24 protein-coding genes are annotated in these 20,588 nt (G+C 50.2%); 11 read left to right on the forward strand and 13 right to left on the reverse strand.

What is annotated here, in order from left to right; all coding sequences use genetic code 11:
* Positions 1–30 precede the first annotated feature (30 nt).
* The 3 genes from NZM01_11105 to NZM01_11115 are packed head-to-tail and all read left to right on the forward strand — an operon-like array spanning position 31 to position 2,676.
* Positions 31–1,431: a cytochrome ubiquinol oxidase subunit I gene (locus tag NZM01_11105; protein ID MCS6960581.1), complete on the forward strand. Its 1,401-nt coding sequence runs from the start codon at positions 31–33 to the stop codon at positions 1,429–1,431.
* A 20-nt stretch (positions 1,432–1,451) separates the two neighbouring features.
* A complete protein-coding gene (gene cydB, locus NZM01_11110) occupies positions 1,452–2,468 on the forward strand; it encodes a cytochrome d ubiquinol oxidase subunit II (protein MCS6960582.1) in 1,017 nt (338 codons plus the stop codon).
* Between the two features lie 58 nt (positions 2,469–2,526).
* Entirely contained in the window at positions 2,527–2,676 is a 150-nt protein-coding gene (locus tag NZM01_11115) for a hypothetical protein (protein MCS6960583.1), read from the forward strand.
* Here the strand turns inward: NZM01_11115 and NZM01_11120 are convergent.
* The 5 genes from NZM01_11120 to NZM01_11140 form a co-directional block, all read right to left on the reverse strand.
* A complete protein-coding gene (locus NZM01_11120) occupies positions 2,662–3,171 on the reverse strand; it encodes an adenine phosphoribosyltransferase (protein MCS6960584.1) in 510 nt (169 codons plus the stop codon). The two genes, NZM01_11115 and NZM01_11120, sit on opposite strands and share 15 nt — an antisense overlap.
* A gap of 8 nt (positions 3,172–3,179) precedes the next feature.
* On the reverse strand, positions 3,180–4,193 hold the full coding sequence (purM, locus tag NZM01_11125) for a phosphoribosylformylglycinamidine cyclo-ligase (protein ID MCS6960585.1): 1,014 nt from the start codon (positions 4,191–4,193) through the stop codon (positions 3,180–3,182).
* Between the two features lie 3 nt (positions 4,194–4,196).
* Positions 4,197–5,459 (reverse strand): S41 family peptidase, encoded by a 1,263-nt coding sequence (locus NZM01_11130; GenBank protein MCS6960586.1) that lies wholly within the window; start codon positions 5,457–5,459, stop codon positions 4,197–4,199.
* A gap of 119 nt (positions 5,460–5,578) precedes the next feature.
* A complete protein-coding gene (locus tag NZM01_11135) occupies positions 5,579–6,067 on the reverse strand; it encodes a YajQ family cyclic di-GMP-binding protein (protein ID MCS6960587.1) in 489 nt (162 codons plus the stop codon).
* Between the two features lie 17 nt (positions 6,068–6,084).
* Positions 6,085–7,110, reverse strand: coding sequence for a D-alanine--D-alanine ligase (locus NZM01_11140; protein MCS6960588.1), 1,026 nt, complete (start codon positions 7,108–7,110; stop codon positions 6,085–6,087).
* Between the two features lie 56 nt (positions 7,111–7,166).
* Here NZM01_11140 and rnz point away from each other — a divergent pair, with 56 nt between their 5' ends.
* Complete coding sequence (rnz, locus tag NZM01_11145) at positions 7,167–8,087, forward strand: ribonuclease Z (GenBank protein ID MCS6960589.1); 921 nt, start codon at positions 7,167–7,169, stop codon at positions 8,085–8,087.
* Here rnz and NZM01_11150 read toward each other — a convergent pair.
* A complete protein-coding gene (locus NZM01_11150) occupies positions 8,076–9,308 on the reverse strand; it encodes an FAD-dependent oxidoreductase (protein MCS6960590.1) in 1,233 nt (410 codons plus the stop codon). The two genes, rnz and NZM01_11150, sit on opposite strands and share 12 nt — an antisense overlap.
* Before the next feature lie 54 nt (positions 9,309–9,362).
* Between NZM01_11150 and NZM01_11155 the strand changes: the two genes are divergently transcribed.
* Positions 9,363–9,662: a chlorophyll a/b-binding protein gene (locus NZM01_11155; protein MCS6960591.1), complete on the forward strand. Its 300-nt coding sequence runs from the start codon at positions 9,363–9,365 to the stop codon at positions 9,660–9,662.
* Here NZM01_11155 and NZM01_11160 read toward each other — a convergent pair.
* Complete coding sequence (locus NZM01_11160) at positions 9,659–9,928, reverse strand: hypothetical protein (protein MCS6960592.1); 270 nt, start codon at positions 9,926–9,928, stop codon at positions 9,659–9,661. The genes NZM01_11155 and NZM01_11160 overlap by 4 nt on opposite strands.
* Entirely contained in the window at positions 9,903–11,015 is a 1,113-nt protein-coding gene (locus tag NZM01_11165; protein MCS6960593.1) for a pentapeptide repeat-containing protein, read from the reverse strand. The genes NZM01_11160 and NZM01_11165 overlap by 26 nt, the downstream gene beginning before the upstream one ends.
* 202 nt (positions 11,016–11,217) lie before the next feature.
* Between NZM01_11165 and NZM01_11170 the strand changes: the two genes are divergently transcribed.
* From NZM01_11170 to NZM01_11185, 4 genes are read left to right on the forward strand one after another with little or no spacing between them, the layout of a single operon-like run.
* Positions 11,218–11,826: a sigma-70 family RNA polymerase sigma factor gene (locus NZM01_11170; protein MCS6960594.1), complete on the forward strand. Its 609-nt coding sequence runs from the start codon at positions 11,218–11,220 to the stop codon at positions 11,824–11,826.
* The gene (locus tag NZM01_11175; protein ID MCS6960595.1) at positions 11,826–12,590 is read left to right on the forward strand and encodes a hypothetical protein; all 765 of its coding nucleotides are present in this window, start codon (positions 11,826–11,828) and stop codon (positions 12,588–12,590) included. The genes NZM01_11170 and NZM01_11175 overlap by 1 nt, the downstream gene beginning before the upstream one ends.
* A gap of 2 nt (positions 12,591–12,592) precedes the next feature.
* On the forward strand, positions 12,593–12,949 hold the full coding sequence (locus tag NZM01_11180) for a hypothetical protein (protein ID MCS6960596.1): 357 nt from the start codon (positions 12,593–12,595) through the stop codon (positions 12,947–12,949).
* A 49-nt stretch (positions 12,950–12,998) separates the two neighbouring features.
* Positions 12,999–14,162, forward strand: coding sequence for a GuaB3 family IMP dehydrogenase-related protein (locus NZM01_11185; GenBank protein ID MCS6960597.1), 1,164 nt, complete (start codon positions 12,999–13,001; stop codon positions 14,160–14,162).
* On the opposite strand, the gene NZM01_11190 is transcribed toward NZM01_11185, so the two are convergent.
* The 4 genes from NZM01_11190 to NZM01_11205 form a co-directional block, all read right to left on the reverse strand.
* Entirely contained in the window at positions 14,145–15,581 is a 1,437-nt protein-coding gene (locus tag NZM01_11190; GenBank protein ID MCS6960598.1) for a PAS domain-containing sensor histidine kinase, read from the reverse strand. The genes NZM01_11185 and NZM01_11190 overlap by 18 nt on opposite strands.
* A gap of 41 nt (positions 15,582–15,622) precedes the next feature.
* Positions 15,623–16,264: a class I SAM-dependent methyltransferase gene (locus NZM01_11195; protein MCS6960599.1), complete on the reverse strand. Its 642-nt coding sequence runs from the start codon at positions 16,262–16,264 to the stop codon at positions 15,623–15,625.
* 42 nt (positions 16,265–16,306) lie between these two features.
* The gene (locus NZM01_11200) at positions 16,307–16,789 is read right to left on the reverse strand and encodes a TerB family tellurite resistance protein (protein ID MCS6960600.1); all 483 of its coding nucleotides are present in this window, start codon (positions 16,787–16,789) and stop codon (positions 16,307–16,309) included.
* A 67-nt stretch (positions 16,790–16,856) separates the two neighbouring features.
* On the reverse strand, positions 16,857–18,170 hold the full coding sequence (locus NZM01_11205) for an aminopeptidase P family protein (GenBank protein MCS6960601.1): 1,314 nt from the start codon (positions 18,168–18,170) through the stop codon (positions 16,857–16,859).
* Positions 18,171–18,218: 48 nt separating this feature from the next.
* Here NZM01_11205 and NZM01_11210 point away from each other — a divergent pair, with 48 nt between their 5' ends.
* Both NZM01_11210 and NZM01_11215 read left to right on the forward strand, forming a co-directional pair.
* Positions 18,219–19,250, forward strand: a complete 1,032-nt coding sequence (locus tag NZM01_11210; GenBank protein MCS6960602.1) for an Mrp/NBP35 family ATP-binding protein — start codon at positions 18,219–18,221, stop codon at positions 19,248–19,250.
* A 42-nt stretch (positions 19,251–19,292) separates the two neighbouring features.
* On the forward strand, positions 19,293–20,009 hold the full coding sequence (locus tag NZM01_11215) for a Uma2 family endonuclease (protein ID MCS6960603.1): 717 nt from the start codon (positions 19,293–19,295) through the stop codon (positions 20,007–20,009).
* A 62-nt stretch (positions 20,010–20,071) separates the two neighbouring features.
* Here NZM01_11215 and NZM01_11220 read toward each other — a convergent pair whose 3' ends face one another.
* Complete coding sequence (locus tag NZM01_11220) at positions 20,072–20,542, reverse strand: pentapeptide repeat-containing protein (GenBank protein MCS6960604.1); 471 nt, start codon at positions 20,540–20,542, stop codon at positions 20,072–20,074.
* Positions 20,543–20,588 lie beyond the last annotated feature (46 nt).

Below are 20,588 nucleotides of genomic sequence, written 5' to 3' on the forward strand. Positions count from 1 at the left end.
CTCGGTTAATAATTACTAGAGGTTAACTCTATGTGGGAGCTGCTATCTAACACAGTCATTTTATCGCGTCTGCAGTTTGCGATTACGGCAATATTTCATATGTTGTGGCCCGTTCTGACCACGGGGATGGCAATCTATCTTGTAATAGTTGAGGGGTTGTGGCTGAAGACAAGAAATATCAGTTACTATCACCACGCTCGCTTTTGGTCAAAACTGTATGTCCTCAATTTTGGCTTAGGGGTGGCTTCCGGATTGCCAATGGCATTTCAGTTTGGCTTAAACTGGGCACCTTTTTCGGAGGCAGTGGGGGATTTCTTTGGTACAGTCTTAGGTTTTGAAGGCACCATGGCTTTTATGTTAGAAGCTAGTTTTTTGGGCATTATGCTCTTTGGTTGGGAAAGGGTGCCTCCTTTAATTCATTGGTTATCGACGATGTTAGTAGCGTTCGGGGCTAATCTCTCCACATTTTGGATTTTGAGTGCCAATTCCTGGTTGCAGACTCCCAGCGGTGGGGAATTTATCAATGGTAAGTTTGTGGTGCAAAATTATTTTGCTGCCATCGCTAGTCCCTTTATGGTCAATAGTTTTAGCCATATGTTTCTGGCGACATTTGAAACTTCTCTATTTGTCATCGGGGGAATCAGTGCCTGGTACATTTTCCAAGACCGTCACAAAGAATTTTTTGCTAAGTCACTGCAGATTGTCCTGATTTTAGCTTTGTTTGTTGCTCCCTTACAAATTTTTGTCGGGCACCTCAGTGCGGAACAAGTGTATCACTATCAGCCTGCTAAATTGGCGGCAATGGAAGCGCAATGGGAGACCATTCCTGCGGGCAGTTCCCCTGGTTGGAGTTTATTAGCTGCCCCCAACGATCGATTGCAAAAAAATGACTGGGAGATAAAACTACCTGGTGTACTCAGCTATTTGTTAGAGTTAAAACCAACAGTTAGCCAGCCAGTATTGGGTTTGAAGAATTGGCAACCCCAGGACCGTCCCCACATGATTGGTTTAATCTATTATTCCTTCCGCATTATGATTCTCATCGGTCTTTATTTTGCGGGGTTAATGTTAGTAAGTGTGGTGGAATGGCTGCGAGGAAAACTGACCGATCGGAAATGGTTGATGGCGGGGTGGGTAATTGCGGCACCCTTGGGCTATATCGCTGTAGAATGCGGTTGGATTGTGCGGTGTGTAGGGCGGCAGCCTTGGCTAGTTTATGGCAAAATGCGCACGGTGGAAGCTGCTTCTAACTTACCGGCTGGGGAAATCCTGTTTTCTCTAGCAGGGCTGACAGTGATGTATATAATTTTTTTGGCTGCTACCCTATTCTTTGGCAGTAAAATTATCCGTAAAGGACCTGATTTAGAATTACCTGCGCCCCGCATGGGTCGAGTAAAATTTGTCCCCGATCGTCGTCCTGCGGAAGCTTAGTACAGATAGGGAGGAAAACTATGGAACCTCTACAACCGTTACAGGAATTTTTGCCGCAAGTTTGGTTCTTTATTTTGGGTTTGTTTCTCTTTCTATACGTCCTACTTGATGGCTTTGACCTGGGAGTCGGGATTCTCTCCCTCACTGCTTCTAGTGAAGAAAGACGGACGATTTTAATGACTAGCTTAGGCAATGTCTGGGATGCCAACGAAACTTGGTTAATTTTGATGGGTGGCTCGTTGTTTGGTGCTTTTCCCCTTGCCTACTCCACGATTTTGAATGCCCTCTATCTGCCTGCTGTGATTATGGTGGTGGGTTTAATTTTACGGGCTGTCTCCTTTGAATTCCGTGAAAATGCAGAGAACAAAATGGTATGGAATATTGCCTTTGGTGTGGGCAGTTTCCTAGCGGCTCTAGGGCAGGGATTTGCCCTGGGGACAGTGTTTGAGGGCATCAAAGTAGATGAGGCAGGTCATTTTGCTGGGGGCATTTGGGATTGGCTGACCTGGCGATCGGTAATTGTGGCTTTGACATTAATTCAAGCTTATGTTTTGGTCGGCTCCACCTATCTCATTTTGAAGACAACAGGGGATTTACAGGAGACGCACTACAAAACTGCCACGATCGCCACTTGGACGACGTTGATCGGTGCTATTTTTATCACTGTGAGCACTCCTGCTTTGTCGGAGCAGGCAAGGGAACATCTATTTAGTCCACCTCTGCTCTATATTTTTGAGATAATTCCCGTAGGAGGCTTGCTATTAGTTTATCTCCTATTGCGTAGTCTCAGGAGACGGGAAGAGGTCACACCCATCGTTTGGACTTTTCTGCTCTTTGCTCTGTCTTTTATTGGTCTGGGTTTTGTCATTTTTCCCAATATCATTCCCCCCAGTGTCACCATCTACGAAGCAGCAGCGGCACCTAGCTCTTTGGTGTTTATGCTCACCTTCATCGGTTTCCTGATCCCGATCTTGCTTGCCTACAACATCTATAACTACGTTGTCTTTCGTGGCAAGATTGTTGGCAGCGAATCTTAGTTTAACTAGGGCTAACCTGATGTGTTAGCCTTTTTTGCATTAGCGTCAAACTAAACAGATGGAACGATCGAAGTGGGTGGCAATTGTCACGGGGGTAATTTCTCTGCTTTTAGGCATAGCTTACCTAGTGCTAGTGCAAATATTGGACTGGCGGGGGGAGATGGTACCAGCACCCCTGGAGGGTTTGCTCTGGTCAGTAGTGAACTAGGCTGATCACAGGGACATGGGGGTTGAGCTGGGTTCTCCCCTGCAGGGCGGTTAACTCTACCACAAAGCCATAGGCCTTGACTTTGCCTCCTGCTTTTTCCACCAAACGGGAAGTAGCGGCGGCTGTACCCCCTGTGGCAATGACATCATCAACAATCAATACTTCTGCCCCTGCTGGTAAAATATCGGACTGCATTTCTAAGCTGTCCTGTCCATACTCCAGGCTATATTCCACTTTAATCAGTTGCCCTGGCAACTTTTTAGGCTTGCGCACTGCAATAAAACCACACTCTAATTTGAGGGCAAGGGCAGCACCAATGATAAAACCCCGCGACTCGATCGCGACTACGTAATCCACAGGCGGACACTGGGCACTTAGTCGACTGACAATGGTACTCAAGCCCTGGGGGTGTGCCAAGAGAGGCATGATGTCACGGAACAAAATCCCTGGTTTGGGGAAGTCAGGAACATCTCTAATTAGTTGCTGCAAGTCCATAGGGTGGGCTAGTAAAGGTTCTCGATTGTGCCATTGCCTGATACAACTTGACCAATCCCATAGCATTCTACCCCTTTTTGCCGAAACCACTCTAGGTAGTCTAGGGTAGGAACTACCACTGCCATGCCAATCCCCATGTTGAAGGTGTTAAACATATCGGCAGTAGGAATTTGTCCGACTGCCTGCAGCCAGCGAAAGAGAGGAGGAATGTCCCAGGGGACGATGTTAACAGCGCAGTGGGGGGGTAAGCAGCGGGGTAAGTTTTCTGGTATGCCACCCCCCGTGATGTGGGCTAACCCATGTATCTTTACGCCCGATCGCAGCGCCTCTAAAATTATAGAGACATAAATCCGCGTAGGGGTCAGACACCATTCCCCGATCGTTTTTTCTCTGCCTAATTCCGGGAGACGGTCGTGCCAACTCCAGCCCTGGTCCGCTATGACGCGCCGAATCAAACTAAAGCCGTTGCTATGGAAACCAGAACTGGCTAAACCAATCACATAGTCGCCGATTTGTACTCGATCGGGGGTGATCATTTCTGCTTTCTCCACAATCCCCACACAAAATCCTGCTACATCGTATTCCCCTGCTTGGTAAAAGCCAGGCATTTCCGCCGTTTCCCCGCCAATTAGGGCACAACCCGCCTCTCTACAACCCGCGACAATTCCCTCTATTACTGCTTGCAGTTGGTCAGGCTCTAGTTTGCCCGTTGCTAAATAGTCTAAAAAGAAAAGTGGCTCCGCCCCTGTTGTCAGCACATCATTGACACACATGGCAACCAAGTCAATCCCGATCGTGGTGTGGCAATTAAGGGCTTGGGCAATTTTGAGCTTTGTCCCTACCCCATCCGTGCCCGCTACTAACACCGGCTCCCGATAACCGGACGGCAGAGCAAACAGACCACCAAACCCGCCAATACCCCCTATAACCCCTGGGCGATGGGTACTGTGGACTAAATCCCTGATACGCTGGACAAACTCCCTGCCCGCCTCTACATCTACCCCCGCTGTTTTGTAGTCCAAGGGCTAACTCCCCGCTGCCACCTCAGCTTTAGCCACCTGTTGCTTGAGTACATCTAGGGCTTTGACAAATTGGGGGTCATCCTCTGTACCTAACTTATCCTGGTTTTTCGCCAGGGTTTCCCTCTGCTTGGGGGTAAGTTCGACAATCACATCTGGCTTGATGCCCGATCGGTTGATGTCCGTGCCATTGGGTGTCAGGTATTTGGCGACCGTCACTGCCAGACCAGAACCATCCGACAGGGAATGGACAGACTGTACTAAACCCTTGCCAAAGGTCTTTGTCCCCACAATCACTGCTCGCTTGTTGTCCTGTAATGCCCCCGCCAAAATTTCACTGGCACTGGCAGAACCCCCATCCACCAGAACCACTAGGGGCTTATCGGTCATAGCTTGGCGATTAGCGGTTAATCGCTCACTCTCTCCCTTGCGGTCAACCGTAGACACGATCGTGGCATTTTCCATCCACATCCTGGCAATTTCGGCACTGGCATAGAGCAGTCCCCCTGGGTTGGCACGGAGGTCTAGGATAAAGCCCTTTACCTGTGCGTCAAGGTGAGAACGAATAGCTTTGCGCATGTCATTGGGAGCATTGGCATTGAACTGAGTGAGACGGATGTAGCCCACTTTGCCAAATTCTGTCTGTTGCACAGTAGAGCGTACAGCGTGGAGTTCTATCTTTTCGCGGCGGATTTCTACCTCAAACTTATTGCCCCCCCGCTGGATGCCCAATTTTACCTTTGTCCCCTGGGGTCCGCGAATTAGGTTGACAGCTTCGTTGATGTCCATCCCCTCTGTGCTTCTGCCGTTGATGGTGATAATTTCATCCTTGGCAAGAATACCCGCCCGCGCTGCTGGGGAATCTTCGATGGGGGAAATTACTGTTAATTTTTTAGTCTCTTCGTCAATGCCCAGAGTTAAGCCTACCCCCGTTAATTCCCCCGATGTATCGATCTTCATACTCTTGAACTGATCGGGGTCAAGGAAGCGGGTATAGGGGTCATTCAGGGACTGCAGCATCTCCCGCACAGCGCGGTAGGCATCGGCTTTGGAGGCATAGTCGCGGCTGAGGTACTTACGGCGAGTCTCCTGCCAATCCACTTTGTTGAAGGTACCATCCACGTAGTCCCGATTGATAATTTGCCATACCTCATCAACTAATTCCTTGGGACTATTGCGGAAGGCTGCCCCTGCTACCTGGTAACCTGCCATTGCCAACCCCGCTATCAAAGTAGCTGTGGAGCCAAGAATCAGTCCGCGCTTTACCATAACCAAAACCTGTGCCATGCTTCTACTGCCTTAATTTAGCACAACTGATCCCGGGGAATAGTGTCCCTCCTCACAATGGCAACTGTCACTGCTATGACTTAAAAAATCTTAACACAACCCTAGCGGTAATTAGTAAATTGCAGCGCCACGGGAAAATCCTGGGTCTTGAGGAACTGAATCACGCTTTGCAGGTCGTCTTTAGATTTGGAGCTAACGCGTAGGGCATCCCCCTGGATGGTCACCTGCACTTTGAATTGGTCGCGGATCAGCTTACTAATTTTTTTCGCTAGTTCCTGCTCAATCCCCTGTTTTAGTTTGATCTGTTGGCGGACGCGATTACCGCTGGCACTTTCTATAGGGCCATAGTCAAATATTTTGAGTGACAGACCCCGTTTAACTGCTCTGGTCTGTAAAATATCCACAACCGAGTTAAGGGTAAGTTCGCTGGCCGTATTGATAGTGAGATGGTCTGCTTCTAACTCGATCGTTGTATTGGTATCTTTCAAATCAAAGCGGGTATTGACTTCACGGCGGGTTTGGTCCAGGGCATTGACTAGTTCCTGGCGGTCGAACTCGCTGACTATGTCGAAGGAGTAGGTGGCAGCCATAGCAGTCGGTAGGCAATTCAGCGTTTGATTTTAGCATACTCCTCTTGGGCTAATTCCACTAGGCGAGCACAGAGGGCTGTAAAGCTCAAGCCCTGGGCTGACCACAGTTTGGGGTACATACTAGTTTGGGTAAACCCAGGCATCGTGTTGATCTCGTTGAGCAAGACCGTAGCAGCAGCTTCCACATAGAAGAAGTCGACCCGGGCAAGTCCCCGCGCCCCGATCGTTTGGAAGGCTTTGAGGGAGAGTTCCTGGACAATTTCTACTACTGCCTGGGGCAGGGCAGCGGGGATGATTAGATCGGCTTTGCCGGGGGTATATTTGGTGTCGTAGTCGTAGAAGTCGCTACTATAGGTAATTTCCCCCACAGGGGAAGCCAGAGGCTGGTCGTTGCCTAACACGGCGCATTCTATTTCCCTGGCTATTACTCCCTGTTCAATCAGAAAACGATTGTCGTATTGCAAAGCAAGCTCAACAGCCGCCACTAATTCTGCCCGGTTCCTCACCTTGGAAATACCAACGGAAGACCCCATGTTGGAGGGCTTGACAAAACAGGGATATTGCAATTCCAGTTCTACCTTTTCCTGCCACAGGGTGGGTTGTCTATACCATTGATAGCGATTACAGGCGAGGTAATTGACCTGGGGAATGCCTGCTCTGGCAAATAGCGATTTCATGACAATTTTATCCATGCCGATCGCTGAGGCTAACACACCACTCCCGACAAAGGGCTTTTGCATTAAAGTTAATAACCCCTGTACCGTACCATCTTCCCCATTGGGTCCGTGTAGGACGGGAAACCAGATGTCTACGGCTTTTATCTCTTCTGGCAGACAGAACTGGTCGAGGGAAGAAAGCAAAGTAAAGTTATCTTCGTACAAAACGGCGGCGGATTCCCTGGGGTGGTGCCAAAAACCACAACGATCGATGTAGAAAGGCAATACTTTATACTCAGGCAGGCCAGAGGCAATTGCCCGTGCAGAAGCAATGGAAATGTCATGTTCACCAGACTTACCACCGAAAATTAATCCTACCGTTTGCACAAGATTCCCCCTCGCATTGGAAGGCAATCTTAACACCTAAGACCTAAAATAGCTCCATGGAAATTACGTTTTTAGGCACTAGTTCTGGCGTTCCCACCCGCACTCGCAATGTCTCCAGCGTGGCAATTAAGCTGACGCAACGATCGGAGGTATGGCTCCTAGACTGCGGCGAGGCTACCCAACACCAAATTATGCGCAGTGAGGTGCGCCTTAGTCAGCTCACTAAGATTTTTATCACCCATCTGCACGGCGATCACATTTTCGGCATCCCTGGTTTATTAGCTACCTGTGGCTTGGCGGGTACAGTCAAACACATCGACCTTTATGGTCCCCCTGGTCTAGCCGGTTTTGTCGATGCTTGCCTCAAATACAGTGAAACAAAGCTGAATTATACGATTGCCGTCCATCGCGTCAAGCCTGGTTTGGTGACAGAGGATGCTGACTTTGCTGTGTTTTGTGCCCCCCTCAAGCACCGTGTCCCTGCCTATGGCTACCGTATCGTGGAAAAAGACCGCCCTGGCACCTTCGACGTGGATAAAGCCAAAGCCCTGGGCATACCCCCCGGTCCCCTCTACGGCAAGCTAAAGCAGGGGGAAACGATCGTGCTACCCGACGGTAGGACTTTTGTGGGGAAAGACTTTGTCGGACCGCCCAAGGTAGGGAAAAAAGTAGTCTATTGTACAGACACGATTTACTGTGATAGTGCTGTAGACCTGGCGCAGCAAGCGGATGTGTTGATCCATGAAGCTACCTTTGCCCATGCAGATGCTGATATGGCATACCAAAGATTGCATTCCACTAGTACGATGGCAGCTCAGGTTGCCCTCGGTGCCCAGGTCAAAAAATTGGTGATCACCCACTTCAGTCCCCGCTATGCCCCCGGCAACAGTATTTTATTGGAGGATTTGCTCAACGAAGCCCGCCTAATTTTCCCCGAAACGTACCTCGCCCAGGATTTTCTTACCCTAGAAGTTTAACCATCTGCGCCAAGCTAACCAGCGGAGCCGCTGCAGTTTCTCCCCTGGTGTTTGTTGTCTATATGCTACCTGTTGGGCAATTTCTGTGAGTAGACTGGGGATTTCCCAGCGATATTGGCTGAGTTGGGTCAGTCGCAAACCCCATTTCATGACTAGACCGATCGTTTCGATCACCTCGGCGGCTTTGTCACTGAGGAGATGGGCACCGACAATTTTGCCATTGGCTAAGCAGACCAGTTTACACAATCCTTGGGGTAGGAGGGGATACCGCCACACCCGTACACTTTTGCCGTAACGCCGTCGGGCTTGTAACTCCGTCATGCCAATGCTGGCAACCCCTGGCTCCGTGTTAACCACCGTAGGCACGACGGGTACCGCACTTCTTCCCCAATTAAACCACAGTATCTGTCGCAAAAGGGAGGGAATCTCCGCTGCCTGCTGACAGACAAATACTCTGGGGTTAGTAGTTTGACCCCACTCATTATGCACAATCATCCCCTCTACTACCTTCACTCGCGCTGCCCACAAATTCAGGGATGCCAAGTAATCCTCCATCACCAGCGGTAGGTAGAGACTGTGACAGATAATACCCTGTTCACTTGTCCAGAGTTTAATTCTGCCATCGGGTAACATGTCCACCGCTGACGGGGTAGTCATTGTCAAAACATCAATCCCATCAATTTCCAACTTAGTCTGCAATAACCGACTCACTTCACTGTCTACTTGGGGCAAAAGCTGCTGTGCCACTAATAAAGTCACTTTGGTGCCTGCGCGGCAGAGACTCTGGGCGATCGTGCAGCTAAGGGCATCTTCCCCCAAAATGGCAATACTGGTGGGAATTCGCTCAATCTTGAAAAAATCCTCACTGGTGACATAGGGCACAGCCGCTAACCCATGAATTTTGATCGGCGGGCGCTGGGGGGGAATCGCCAAGACAAACAACCGTGCCCCTAGGGTCCTGCCCTGGGATACAAACGTCTGCCGCCCGCTGAAATAGCCACCCCCCATCAGCACATCCACCCCCAGTAGGGATAAGGACTCTAGCCAGTTGCCCAACCGATCGGTCTGGTAGGTCGCCATCGTCATCAGGCGGGTAGAGGGGACAAAAGCTACCCTTGCCTGGGCTTGCACTGCTGCTTCCGCTAATAAGTAGGAAGGAATACCCCCGCCAATTACCACGAGATCATAGTCCAAATAGGGGGCATTTCTTTCCGCTGACATATTTACAATACTTTACAAAATTTCCACAATAACGATAACCGACAGAGAAAGATTATGACAGTTACTAACAACATTGACTTCAAAAACATCAACGTCAATCCCGAAGGCAAGGGTACGTTTGGGTTCACTAACTTGGCTGAAATTTGGAATGGCAGGATGGCTATGCTGGGTTTTGTAGCAGGGTTAGTGCAGGAGGTAGTTACTGGCAAGGGGATTCTTGCCCAAGTGGGCATTACCAACACAGCTGGGGGCTACCTTACGGCTCTGTTTTTAGCGGGGTTCACAGTGGCAGCGATCGTGGGCTACTATGCTGTCAACCTTTCTAGCCCTGGGGAATCATCCAGCAATCCCTAGAAGGGGGTCAACTGTTGTAACATTTTCCGCACTCTGAGCAACTGGACAAGGTGGCGGAGGCGGGGGGAAAGAGTTGCTTCCGCGTTAGACAATTCATCCCGTAGGGCTTCCTGGAGAAGGGCATACTCCCCTGCCGTCAGTTTCTGTCCATCCAGGGGTGAGCGAGCGTGGGTGTAAATTTCAGTGCGCAGGACTTCCTCTGGCGGTTCTCCCAGGGGCACACAGGTAGCAAGGAGGGCACTAAACACCCAGTCGATTGGGCACATCGCGGCAACCCCCCGGGATAGTTCTTCTAGTCTCACTCCCCCCCCAGGCACAGAGGTACTTGCGGTTTTCTTCCGACAAGCCCACAACCCCTGTGAAATCTGCCCCCTCTACTACTGCACCTGTGTAAGCTCCTGTCTGGAAATTGGGGTTGAAGTTGCGGCTACGGGGAGACGCCTGGTCTAAGCAGCCATGGAAAAACTTGACGTTGCTCAAGTCAGCCCCCCGAAAACTGCAGCGAATGAGAATCGTACCTGTAAAGTCCGCCCCTGCTAGGTTGGTGAACTCCAGGTTAGCCTTAGCCATATTTGCGCCAGAGAACACCGATCGTCTTAAGTCGGTACCGCTTAGGTCCTGCCCTGCCAGCATATTCCCCAGGTTAATTACTCTAACCCCTTGTTCTAGGTCGACCACATAGCCCCCTGCCCCATCAAGGATTGGTCTGCCCAGCAAGCCGTCCCGTTTGAGGGGAGTCAACAAGTTGGCGCTGGAAAGGAAGCGGATCACCTTGGCTTTGCCGCCTGCGTCAATACTACCGAGGAGAGCAGCAGTGCGGGCTTCGGCAATCACCCGTTCTAGGGGCCAATCTTCCATCTGTCCTTCTTCGTCAATTACTAGGTCAGAAATACCCTGGAAGTAAGCATCGATCGTTTGTTGTTGCGTAATTGTATTCTGCTGGCTGGTGAGCTTTTCTGTGATTTCATTTTGTCGTCCTGCCACCCACACTGCCAAGATGGCGATAATTACCTGACCCGCTGCCCCGATCGCCCCCGGTACGCCCTGTTCCCAGTTGAGACTGCCCACCCACTCCCAGAATTTGTTGTCCAGTTTGGTGTAACTGCCTAGGAGAAAGAGTGTGACAAAAGTAATAATGGAGGCAAGGGTAACGTCCCAGTGGATACCCAGGGGAGAAGTGATGTAAACCCGATAGAGGAAGGGGAGCAAAATAGGCGCACTCAGAACAGCTACCCCCAGTGTTCCCCCCATGATTAGAGATTCCTGCTGCAGATTAACGCCCACTGCTGTTACTGCCATTGCCAACAGGGCAAGCAATAAGCTGAGAGCTTTTAAGCGAATTACTGTGCGCATTCCCTTGGGTCAATACCCTTTACACAAATAACTGTAACAGAATTGACACAGTCGGTTTCCTGAAATTGCCTCTCCCTGGCAAAAGGAGGTTTTTGCTTTTTGAGGTGGCGGTATCAATGCTGCACTGCCCCTAGTTTCGCGGTCATGATCGGAGACAATGCTGGTATTATGGGGGCAAATTTGGGCACAGAGGTAATTAGAGGTGCAACTGCCGGAGTTACCAGAAGCTAATCACCCCCTAGTCAAGCCCCTTCTGTTCAAGGGGGACTCAGAATTATTGTCCCTCTTTTTAAGATACCCCACCACAGGGCGCTATTTTACGGCGATTTTTTGTCGCTATGGGCAGGTTGTCTACACCCTCACTAGCCGCACCACCCGATCGATGGTGCAAGGAGATTTTTTGTTTCTTAAGGTATGGGAGTATATTTTCAATGAACTGCGCCTGCTGGGGGAGCAATCTATTAATTTGCAGAGTTGGATAATTGATGCCACGGGTGTTGTGCTCAACCGCATAAAGGTGCCCCCCGTAGAAGAAATTAACTACTCTCTCAGTCATACACCCCCTGTGTTTTGGTGTTATTTAGACCAGGCGTTGCAACAATTACCAGGGGATTTGCGGTTAGTTTTGCTCCTCAGTGAAACGTTCAAGTGGACTTCTGTCCGCATTGCTGCCTATCTGCAAGCAGAAGGGGAAACGGTGACCCCCGAAGATGTCATGAACCTAGTTACAGAAGCCTATGCCCATGTGCTAGAAATCATACCAGAAGATATTCAAGCCATTTACCTCACTTCCGATCGGATGGTTGCCTGATGGATATTCCCCCTTTGTTAAAAACGGCGATTGCGGAATTGGATGTCAACCTAGAAGAGGAACTGAGCCGCTATCAGTACTGGCGCAAGCATGGCAAAGCACCTACGATCGTGTCTAAGTTTACCCAGCGAGCGAAACCCCGTCCTATCCCCCCTGAACCTGTTGTGCCACCACCGCCGCCAGCGGTCGACGAGCCAGAAGTAGCGGTTGCCCCAACTAACAACATTCCTTTTGCACCACCCCCTGCATCGCCCCCAGAAAAAGAGAATTGGCTAGATTTCCCCACTGTTTTTGCCGCCCTTGCCCTCATGGTTGTCCTTGGGACGGTGGGCTATATTCTAGCGGATATGTTCCAACTCGATCGGGCTATTCCCAAACCAGACTCGCCCAAAGCTCAGACCCAGACCGAACCACAAAGCCAACCTGCACCCAAGCCTATTGCCGTCAGCCCTCCTAGTCCCGCTCCTCCTCCTGTTTCTGTGCGTCCGCCCTTGCCTGACCCCAGGATTGAAAATTTACCCCCTGTACAACCTGCCCCCCCTGCTGGTGAACCTAGTGTCCCAGAACAAAACCTGCCAGTTAAGTTATATCGGGTGGTGGTGGCGCGGGAATATATCGATCGGGTGCAAGCCCTTGAGCCTGGTGCCTTTATTCGTCCCGCCGATGGCAAGGTGCAGGTAGCTGCCCTAGAAAACAGAGCAGACGCGGAAAATCTGCTACGCAGGTTAGAGGAACAAAATATTCCTGCCCAAATTGAAGAATAGGTATGTCCTGGTGGTGGGAACAGATCATTAGCAGTATGGTGGGGGGAGCACTAGCCGCTTTCACTTGGCTGATGCTGGTCAGTTTGGGCAAGGAGATAGCAGTCAAGGGCTGGGGTTGGGGTCTGGGTATAGGCATTGTCGGAGGCAGTAACGCCCTGCTGTGGCTATTTTTGGGTATTGTCCAACCAAATCTCTGGCTGTGGGTGCTCCTCTTTCTTCTACTCAATAGTATGGATGGTTACTGGTTGACCAATTTACCCCTAGTTACCATCCCCCCCCTCTGGGCAATTTACCTGCACCCCCTGGCTATTACCCTTATGCTGACGCTCCTGGGGGGAGCAACAGCGAAATTCACTTAACCGATCGTTAATATTTTTGCTAGGCTGTCTAAAAGTTTGGATAACAGCAGTGGACATCGTAATTGGTAGGGGAAGATACGCACGCCGCGCCTACGGCATTGATGAAATTGCTCTCGTACCAGGTAATCGCACGATCGACCCCCGTCTAGTCAACACTACTTGGGAGTTGGGGGGCATTTTGCGGGAAATTCCCATCATTGCTAGTGCCATGGACAGCGTGGTGGATGTCAATGTAGCAGTCAAGCTGACGGAATTAGGTGCCCTAGGCGTAATCAACCTTGATGGTTTGCAGACCCGCTATGCTGACCCCAACCCTATTTTGGACAAAGTGACCCAGGTCGGGAAAGAGGAATTTGTCCCCCTGATGCAGTCCCTTTACAGCGAACCAGTAAAACCAGAGTTAATCACAGAGCGTATCAAGGAGATCAAAGCCAAGGGGGGGATTGCCTGTGTCAGTACCGTACCTGCTAACGCCGCTAAATACGCTCCGATCGCCATAGAGGCTGGTTGTGACCTATTCTTTGTGCAATCGACCGTTGTTTCCACGAACCACCTGGTTCCTGCCCAGTCCCCTCTGCTCGACCTAGCCCGCTTCTGTGGGGAAATGCCCGTGCCTGTAATTTTGGGCAACTGTGTCACCTATGAGGTCACATTAGAGTTAATGAAGGCAGGAGCAGCAGCGGTTTTAGTGGGGATTGGTCCAGGGGCAGCTTGTACCTCTAGGGGAGTATTGGGTGTAGGCGTACCCCAAGCTACAGCGATTGCTGATTGTGCGGCTGCCCGCAATGATTTCTACCGCGCTACAGGTAAATATGTCCCGATCGTTGCCGACGGCGGCTTGATTACAGGGGGAGACATTTGCAAAGCGATTGCCTGTGGGGCAGATGCCGTGATGATCGGTTCACCCTTGGCGCGGGCACAGGAAGCACCAGGCAGAGGATTCCACTGGGGCATGGCAACGCCTAGTCCCGTTTTACCCAGGGGCACCAGGATCAAAGTTGGCTGTACGGGCACGTTAGAGCAAATTCTCCGTGGTCCCGCTGTCCTCGATGATGGCACCCACAATCTCCTGGGAGCACTGCAAACCAGTATGGGTACCCTGGGAGCACAGACCATCAAAGAGATGCAGAATGTGGAAATTGTTATTGCCCCTTCCCTGCTGACGGAGGGTAAAGTCTATCAAAAAGCACAGCAGCTAGGCATGGGTAAGTAAAGGCAGGAGGATCGTAAATTGCGATCCTTTCCCCCGCTCACTTGTCACTGTGACATCACCCCCCAGAAGCTGGCAGTATTTCTTGGTGATCGCCAAACCCAAACCCGTCCCTTCATATTTGCGGCGGGTAGAGTCATCAATTTGGACAAAGGGTTGAAATAATTTACTCAAATTAGCTGGGTCAATACCAATCCCTGTGTCCACTACGCGGAAATAGATATAGTCGGCATCAGTCTCCACTACCAGCTTGACTGTACCTCTAGGAGTAAACTTATTAGCGTTGCTTAACAGATTGACTAAACACTGGCGCAATTTTGCTCGATCGGTCACAATCGTTTCTATTTCTGTTTTTATTTCCACAAAGAATTGGTTACCCGCTTGCAGGCACTGGGGTTGTATATTTTGGCTAATTTCTGCTATGAACTGGCATAAATCAAAGGGGGCACTATCGATCGTGACATCTCCAGCTTCGAGGCGGCACATATCTAAAATATTGTTGACAATAGTGAGCAACCGTTTACCTGCCTGGCTAATTTTTTCTAGGTCTTGGCTCAACTCTAAATTGCCCGTTAGTTCTGCCTCCTCCTGCAAAATGTCGGCATAGTTGATGATGGCATTGAGGGGTGTACGGAGTTCATGACTCATGTTAGACATGAATGTATTTTTCGCTTGGTTTGCCTGCTCTGCTGCGATTTTGGCAGACTTTAATTCCATTTCTGTATGTTTTTTCGCTGTAATATCTTGACAAGCAATAAGAAAATTGTCCTGCTGATTTAGTTTGATCATCCGTAAAGAAACATTCAGCCAGAGACGTTTGCCATTAGTGCATTGGGCATAGAGTTCTTGATTTGCCACATAGCCTTGGGCTAAGCCAGTCATAATTAATTGCTTGGCACCAATTTCATCGTAGAACAGGGATAGTAAATCTCTACCAATCAGTTGGGAAGCAGGCTCAGCTAAGATTTCCCCTAGGGCATGATTAGCATAGATAATATGCCGATCGTTACAGCGTACTAAAATAACACCAATAGGTATGGCTTCTGCCAAAGTGCTAAATAGCTTTTGCTGTTCTGCCCTTGCATCCAGATTCTCTGTATAGAGAAGGTCGCTGATGATGTCACCATGCTTGGTAGCACTTTCCAATAAATTTTCCAAGTCCTGCTTGTCTCTTTGTAAGACTTCCACTAGAGACCGCAACATGTATTCTGATTGCAAGAGAGCCACTTCTTTTTGCTGGCGTAGTTCAATTTCCTGTTTTAATAACTTGGTCGTTTGTAGGAGTTCTGCTTCGATGCGATCGGAATGGTTAATCGTAATTTCCTGCAGTAATTCTAGGTCGCGTTTCTCACTTTCTAGGACTGATATGCGTTGCTGGAGCGCTAAAATCTGGCTAACCAACTTGGCTTTCTCTGTGTCCATAGCTGTCGTTGCCCCCTCGCCTGCCTGATCATACAGTATTCTTACTCAGCTGCCAAGTAAACGATCGTAATTCCATCCCGCACAGGTAGTAAGACTTGGCATACCCGTCGATCTTGGGCAACTAATTGATTGAACTGGTGCACAGCTAAAGCGGTAGGATTTGGTTCAGGTTGCCACACTTCCCCATGAAATAAAGTGTTGTCAGCACAGAGAATACCACCCGGTCGGAGTAGATTATGGTCAAGAATTGTCTGGTAATAGTTGCAATAGTTGCGTTTATCGGCATCGAGAAATACTAGGTCAAATTGTTGATTTTCTTGGATGAGGACTTGCAGTGTGTCAGCAATTAGACCGACCCGCAATTGAATTTTTTGCCCCCAGGGAACCCGATCGAAATTAGCTTGGGCTTGACCATCCCGATCGCAGGTAATTACCAGACCGTCAGGGGGCAAAACTTCTGCCATAGCGAGAGCTGAGTAACCAGTTAAAGTGCCTAATTCCAATACCCGCCTCGCCCCCATAGTTCGGATCAAAATTTGCAGGAGTTGGGTAATTAACTGCCCTGATACCATGTTTCTAGGGGCTGTTTGTGCCTCGATTTCCTGACGGTAAGTCGGTACAGGGGTAGTCATCTGGTGACAATAAGCTTGCCCCTTTTCGGCTTGACTAATTAAATCCTCCACCCTTGCGCCTGAGCGCAATTGATCTAGATACCAGGGAAACAATTACTGCCTCTGTAGATACTCTGCTACTGTTTTCGCCACGATTTCGGAAACTACTGTTCCTTCTTCCACCGCCTTGATTGCTTCTGCTTCTAATTTCTCCACAGTGTCAGCGGGCAAATTCAATAACTTTAGCAACTTTTGATAGGCAGCGGCTTCTTCCATATTGATACGGGGTTCATCGGGGGTGCGGCGGCTGCAGTAAATCACTTCATAGCCCAATTTGAGCACTAATTCCCGATCGGTTTGGGTCTCTAGTTTGGGAATTGACTCTTCCAGGGGAATGCGTTGTTGAATGTAATCTTGGAGTTCTCCCACCAGTTGTTCTCGATGGGCAGGGGTAACGGCAAACAATTCACTTAGTTTTTCCAAGAGGAGAGTCAACTCCTGGGGTTCTAACTGTCCGTCCGCCCATGCCATAGAAGCCACAACGCGCAGTAAATTCATTTGGCGGGGTGTAATCGAGGGGGGAGGTACCGATGTCATAACTTTTCACCAAAGCTATTGTTCATCATCAACAGAAATTGACCAGCCTGCCCAATTCTTAACAAAATTACACAAGCAAGCTTTCCAGGTCTCCGATCGTTTTCGGCAACTCCTGGGTCAGAACTTCGTAACCGTTGGGGGTGACTAACACATCATCTTCAATGCGGATGCCCTTGACATCCCTAAATTCTGCCAGACGCTCCCAATTGATGAAGGGGTGATAGAGGGGGTCTTGTAGAATGTGGGGTACCTGGTAGAAACCAGGCTCGATCGTGACTACCATACCTGCTTGCAGGGGGCGATGGAGGCGTAAATATTTCCAGCCAGGCGCAGTACTTCTCTCTCTACCTGGAGCGTAACCTGCTATATCCCCTAGGTCTTCCATGTCATGCACATCTAAACCCAGTAAATGTCCTACCCCGTGGGGGAAGAAAGCGCTATGGATGTGTTTGGCTACCAACTCTGAAGGTTTGCCCCGCAGAATACCTAATTCCACCAGACCTTCGGTGAGAACAAGGCAAGCAGTGAGATGGACATCCTGATACTCCACTCCTGGGCGAACCATAGCTATGGCAGCAAGCTGGGCTTGGAGGACAATTTCGTAGATAGCTTTCTGGGTGGGAGAAAATTTGCCGCTCACGGGGTAAGTACGGGTGACATCGGTAGCCCAACCCCTAGGCACTTCCGCTCCTACATCCACCAACAGGAGGTCACCAGACTGCAGGGGGTGAGTATAGGTTTCACTGTGCAGGACTTGCCCCTGGGTAGTGACAATGCTGTTGTAGGCAGGGCTGCAATTGTGGGCGATGATTACCCCTTCTATCGCGCCTCTGACTTGGGCACAGGTCTGACTGCGGGGAGTAGCGTCCATGCCTGCTAGGTGAGCAGCGATCGTTACCTGAGCCGATCGGCGTATTTCCTGCAATGCTATTTCATCCTGGGTCAACCGGCAAGCCACAATCGCCAGAGCTAGCCTGGAGTCAAGCTGGGGTGGAGTACCAAGAATCTCCCTTTGTTCCGCTAAGACAGAGAGGACAGGTACAGTGACACTGTGGGCATACTCGGACAGCTTGGCTTTGGGGTAATAGGCATCAGCACCTATCTGGGCAGCCAGTTCTTCTCCTTTGGGGGTATCGCCGTGCCAGAGGGCATAGCTGGGGGGAGGTTCATCCCAAAACAGGGTGGTGCGACCAGGCTCCAGGGCAAGGACAGCGTTTTCTAAATTTAGACCAGCAAAATACAGGAAATGACTACTGGCACGAAAGGGATAGGTATTAGCGGGAAAGTTACGGGGTTGGCGGACACCTGACCACAGTAGTACAGGGCTATCTCCCACCAGTTCCACTAGCTTACGCCTTCTCTCCCCCAAAACAGCCATCATTGCCTTCATCCCCGCTAAATTAGGAGTAGATGTCTATAGGTACAAATAATGACCGATCGGGAAACGATTCTGCAAGCCCTGCACACCATTTCTCTCATCAAGCCAGAACAGATTGAAGATGTCACGATTAAAGACACAGGCACAGTTGGTATTATTCTCTCCCTGCCCCCCATTGACCCCAACCTGCGGGATGCGATCGTCCAGCAGTGTAAAGCCAAGGTGATGCCCCTAGAAGGCGTAAAAGATGTGTGGGTCAAAATTGGAGTTGCCCTGCCCTCAGTTCGGGAGCCGGTAGGAGGAGTTGCCCAAGTTCAGCACATTATCGCTGTTTCTAGTGGCAAGGGGGGAGTGGGTAAGACTTCTGTGGCAGTCAATCTGGCAGTAGCCCTGGCAGAAATGGGATACAAGGTGGGGCTGCTGGATGCCGACATTTACGGTCCCAATGTGCCCCTGATGCTGGGTATGCAGGATGCTTCTCTGTGGGTGGAGCGGGATGAGCAAGGGCAAGAGGTGGTCGAACCTGCCTTCAACTACGGCGTGAAAATGATTTCCATGGCGTTTCTCATCGATCGAGACCAACCTGTCATGTGGCGGGGTCCAATGCTGGATGGTATGCTCAAAAAATTCCTCCACCAAGCCAAATGGGGGGAACTGGATTTTCTGTTGGTGGATATGCCCCCTGGCACTGGCGATGTACAGATTTCCCTTGCCCAAAGCGTGCCCCTCACAGGCGCGATCGTGGTGACTACCCCCCAAACCGTAGCTCTACTTGATGCCAGAAAGGGTTTGCGGATGTTTCAGAATTTGCGCGTGCCCATCCTTGGTATTGTAGAAAACATGAGCTATTTTGTACCCCCTGACCTACCCGATCGGCAATACGACATTTTTGGCTCTGGGGGTGGCACAAAGACAGCCAAGGAACTGGGGATTCCCCTCCTAGGTTGTATTCCCCTAGAGATGCAACTCAGAGAGAGCAGCGACAAAGGCGTACCGATGGTGCTGGCCCAACCCCAATCTCCCTCTGCCCAAGCCCTCAAGCAAGTAGCCCAAGCCCTCTGCCAGCGCGTCTTTGCCCCCTAAGCCCTGAGAGATGTAAAATGTTGCCACGATCGGGATGCACCCATGTTTACTACACTCCCTTCCAGCGCTGAACTGCCCTGCTCCGATGACACTCCAGTGGATAACGAGGAACAGAATTTACTCCCCAATCTCCTGCTGTTTGTCCTGAGGCATATTTGGCACGATCGGCAGGACTGGTTCTTTGGGGTGGATATGGGCATTTACCACACGACTGGCTCTAACCCTAGAATACCTGTTATTCCCGATGCTTTTTTGAGTCTGGGCGTGCCCCGTAAAAAGGGTGGCAAAAGCCGTCTTAGTTATGTCATGTGGGAGGAGAACTATACCCCCCCTATCCTGGTTTTGGAGATGGTCTCCCACACACCTGGCAAGGAGTACAGCGAAAAAATGGCTATCTATCAACGCCTAGGCGTACTCTACTACGTAATCTACAATCCCGAATACTACCAGCGGGATGGGCACGAGCCTTTTGAAGTGTATAAGTTGGTTGAGGGTGAGTACCAACAGCAAAGGGGCGAACCCTACTGGATGGCAGAAGTAGGGCTGGGCATAGGTCGTTGCTGGGTAGAGGGCGATCCGCCAGAACAACTAGCTTGGTTCGATCGGGAGGGCAAGCGATTTCTCACTCCCGATGAGTTATTGGCACAAGAACGGCAGGAAAAGGAAAAAGCTTTGGAACAGGCATCGCAGGCCCTCCAAGCAAAGGAAAAGCTAGCCCAGTACCTCCGAGCGATGGGGATTGACCCCGATCGGCTTTAGGCACAAGATTGCTTGGGAACATGTCCCCAAATGGGGGGATGACCGATCGAGCAAATGCAACCTCAGCCATCACACAGTAGAGTTTCTCTGGTTGCCCTACCTGTGACTGGATTTCTCCCTCTAGCTACTTTGCAAAGTTGGGCACGTACTGCCTCTCGTAAATCCACATCCGTAAAGTCTGCCCCGTCAATAATTGCCCCCTGGAAATTGACCCCATAGGCAAATGCCCCTTCTAAAATAGCATTGGTGAGATTAGCGCGAGTGAGGCGAGCAGTATCGATCGTGGCATTAGTTAAATTTGCCCCTGTCAAGTCCGCATCGGTTAAGTCCGCGCCAAAGAGACTCACACCCTTGAGATTGGCATTGACAAATTTAGCCTCCCTGAGCACAGTTTTGTTGAACTGGGAAGTGCGCAAATCCTGCCCGGAAAAGTCCGCCCCCACCAACACGCGCTTGTCGTATTTTTCCGCCCAAGCCGTTAAAGGAGCAAAGCAGAGAACAATGCACCAGAGACACAACAACAACCAGCCCATAACTGATTTCCCCTCACTTGTCCCCATTTTGACAGAAATTGTAAGA

It is taken from the genome of Pseudanabaenaceae cyanobacterium SKYG29, from assembly GCA_025055675.1.
Classification (GTDB): Bacteria; Cyanobacteriota; Cyanobacteriia; order Pseudanabaenales; family Pseudanabaenaceae; genus M5B4.

What these genes read in the sequence shown, in the direction of transcription:
- NZM01_11160 (MCS6960592.1), bottom strand. Translation starts at nt 9,928, where the DNA reads ATGTGCCCAATCGACTGGGTGTTTAGTGCCCTCCTTGCTACCTGTGTG.
- NZM01_11165 (MCS6960593.1), bottom strand. Translation starts at nt 11,015, where the DNA reads ATGCGCACAGTAATTCGCTTAAAAGCTCTCAGCTTATTGCTTGCCCTG.
- NZM01_11130 (MCS6960586.1), bottom strand. Translation starts at nt 5,459, where the DNA reads ATGGTAAAGCGCGGACTGATTCTTGGCTCCACAGCTACTTTGATAGCG.
- NZM01_11155 (MCS6960591.1), top strand. Translation starts at nt 9,363, where the DNA reads ATGACAGTTACTAACAACATTGACTTCAAAAACATCAACGTCAATCCC.
- cydB (MCS6960582.1), top strand. Translation starts at nt 1,452, where the DNA reads ATGGAACCTCTACAACCGTTACAGGAATTTTTGCCGCAAGTTTGGTTC.
- NZM01_11200 (MCS6960600.1), bottom strand. Translation starts at nt 16,789, where the DNA reads ATGACATCGGTACCTCCCCCCTCGATTACACCCCGCCAAATGAATTTA.
- NZM01_11150 (MCS6960590.1), bottom strand. Translation starts at nt 9,308, where the DNA reads ATGTCAGCGGAAAGAAATGCCCCCTATTTGGACTATGATCTCGTGGTA.
- NZM01_11215 (MCS6960603.1), top strand. Translation starts at nt 19,293, where the DNA reads ATGTTTACTACACTCCCTTCCAGCGCTGAACTGCCCTGCTCCGATGAC.
- rnz (MCS6960589.1), top strand. Translation starts at nt 7,167, where the DNA reads ATGGAAATTACGTTTTTAGGCACTAGTTCTGGCGTTCCCACCCGCACT.
- NZM01_11120 (MCS6960584.1), bottom strand. Translation starts at nt 3,171, where the DNA reads ATGGACTTGCAGCAACTAATTAGAGATGTTCCTGACTTCCCCAAACCA.
- NZM01_11115 (MCS6960583.1), top strand. Translation starts at nt 2,527, where the DNA reads ATGGAACGATCGAAGTGGGTGGCAATTGTCACGGGGGTAATTTCTCTG.
- NZM01_11180 (MCS6960596.1), top strand. Translation starts at nt 12,593, where the DNA reads ATGTCCTGGTGGTGGGAACAGATCATTAGCAGTATGGTGGGGGGAGCA.
- NZM01_11205 (MCS6960601.1), bottom strand. Translation starts at nt 18,170, where the DNA reads ATGATGGCTGTTTTGGGGGAGAGAAGGCGTAAGCTAGTGGAACTGGTG.
- NZM01_11190 (MCS6960598.1), bottom strand. Translation starts at nt 15,581, where the DNA reads ATGGACACAGAGAAAGCCAAGTTGGTTAGCCAGATTTTAGCGCTCCAG.
- NZM01_11220 (MCS6960604.1), bottom strand. Translation starts at nt 20,542, where the DNA reads ATGGGCTGGTTGTTGTTGTGTCTCTGGTGCATTGTTCTCTGCTTTGCT.
- NZM01_11105 (MCS6960581.1), top strand. Translation starts at nt 31, where the DNA reads ATGTGGGAGCTGCTATCTAACACAGTCATTTTATCGCGTCTGCAGTTT.
- NZM01_11210 (MCS6960602.1), top strand. Translation starts at nt 18,219, where the DNA reads ATGACCGATCGGGAAACGATTCTGCAAGCCCTGCACACCATTTCTCTC.
- NZM01_11175 (MCS6960595.1), top strand. Translation starts at nt 11,826, where the DNA reads ATGGATATTCCCCCTTTGTTAAAAACGGCGATTGCGGAATTGGATGTC.
- NZM01_11135 (MCS6960587.1), bottom strand. Translation starts at nt 6,067, where the DNA reads ATGGCTGCCACCTACTCCTTCGACATAGTCAGCGAGTTCGACCGCCAG.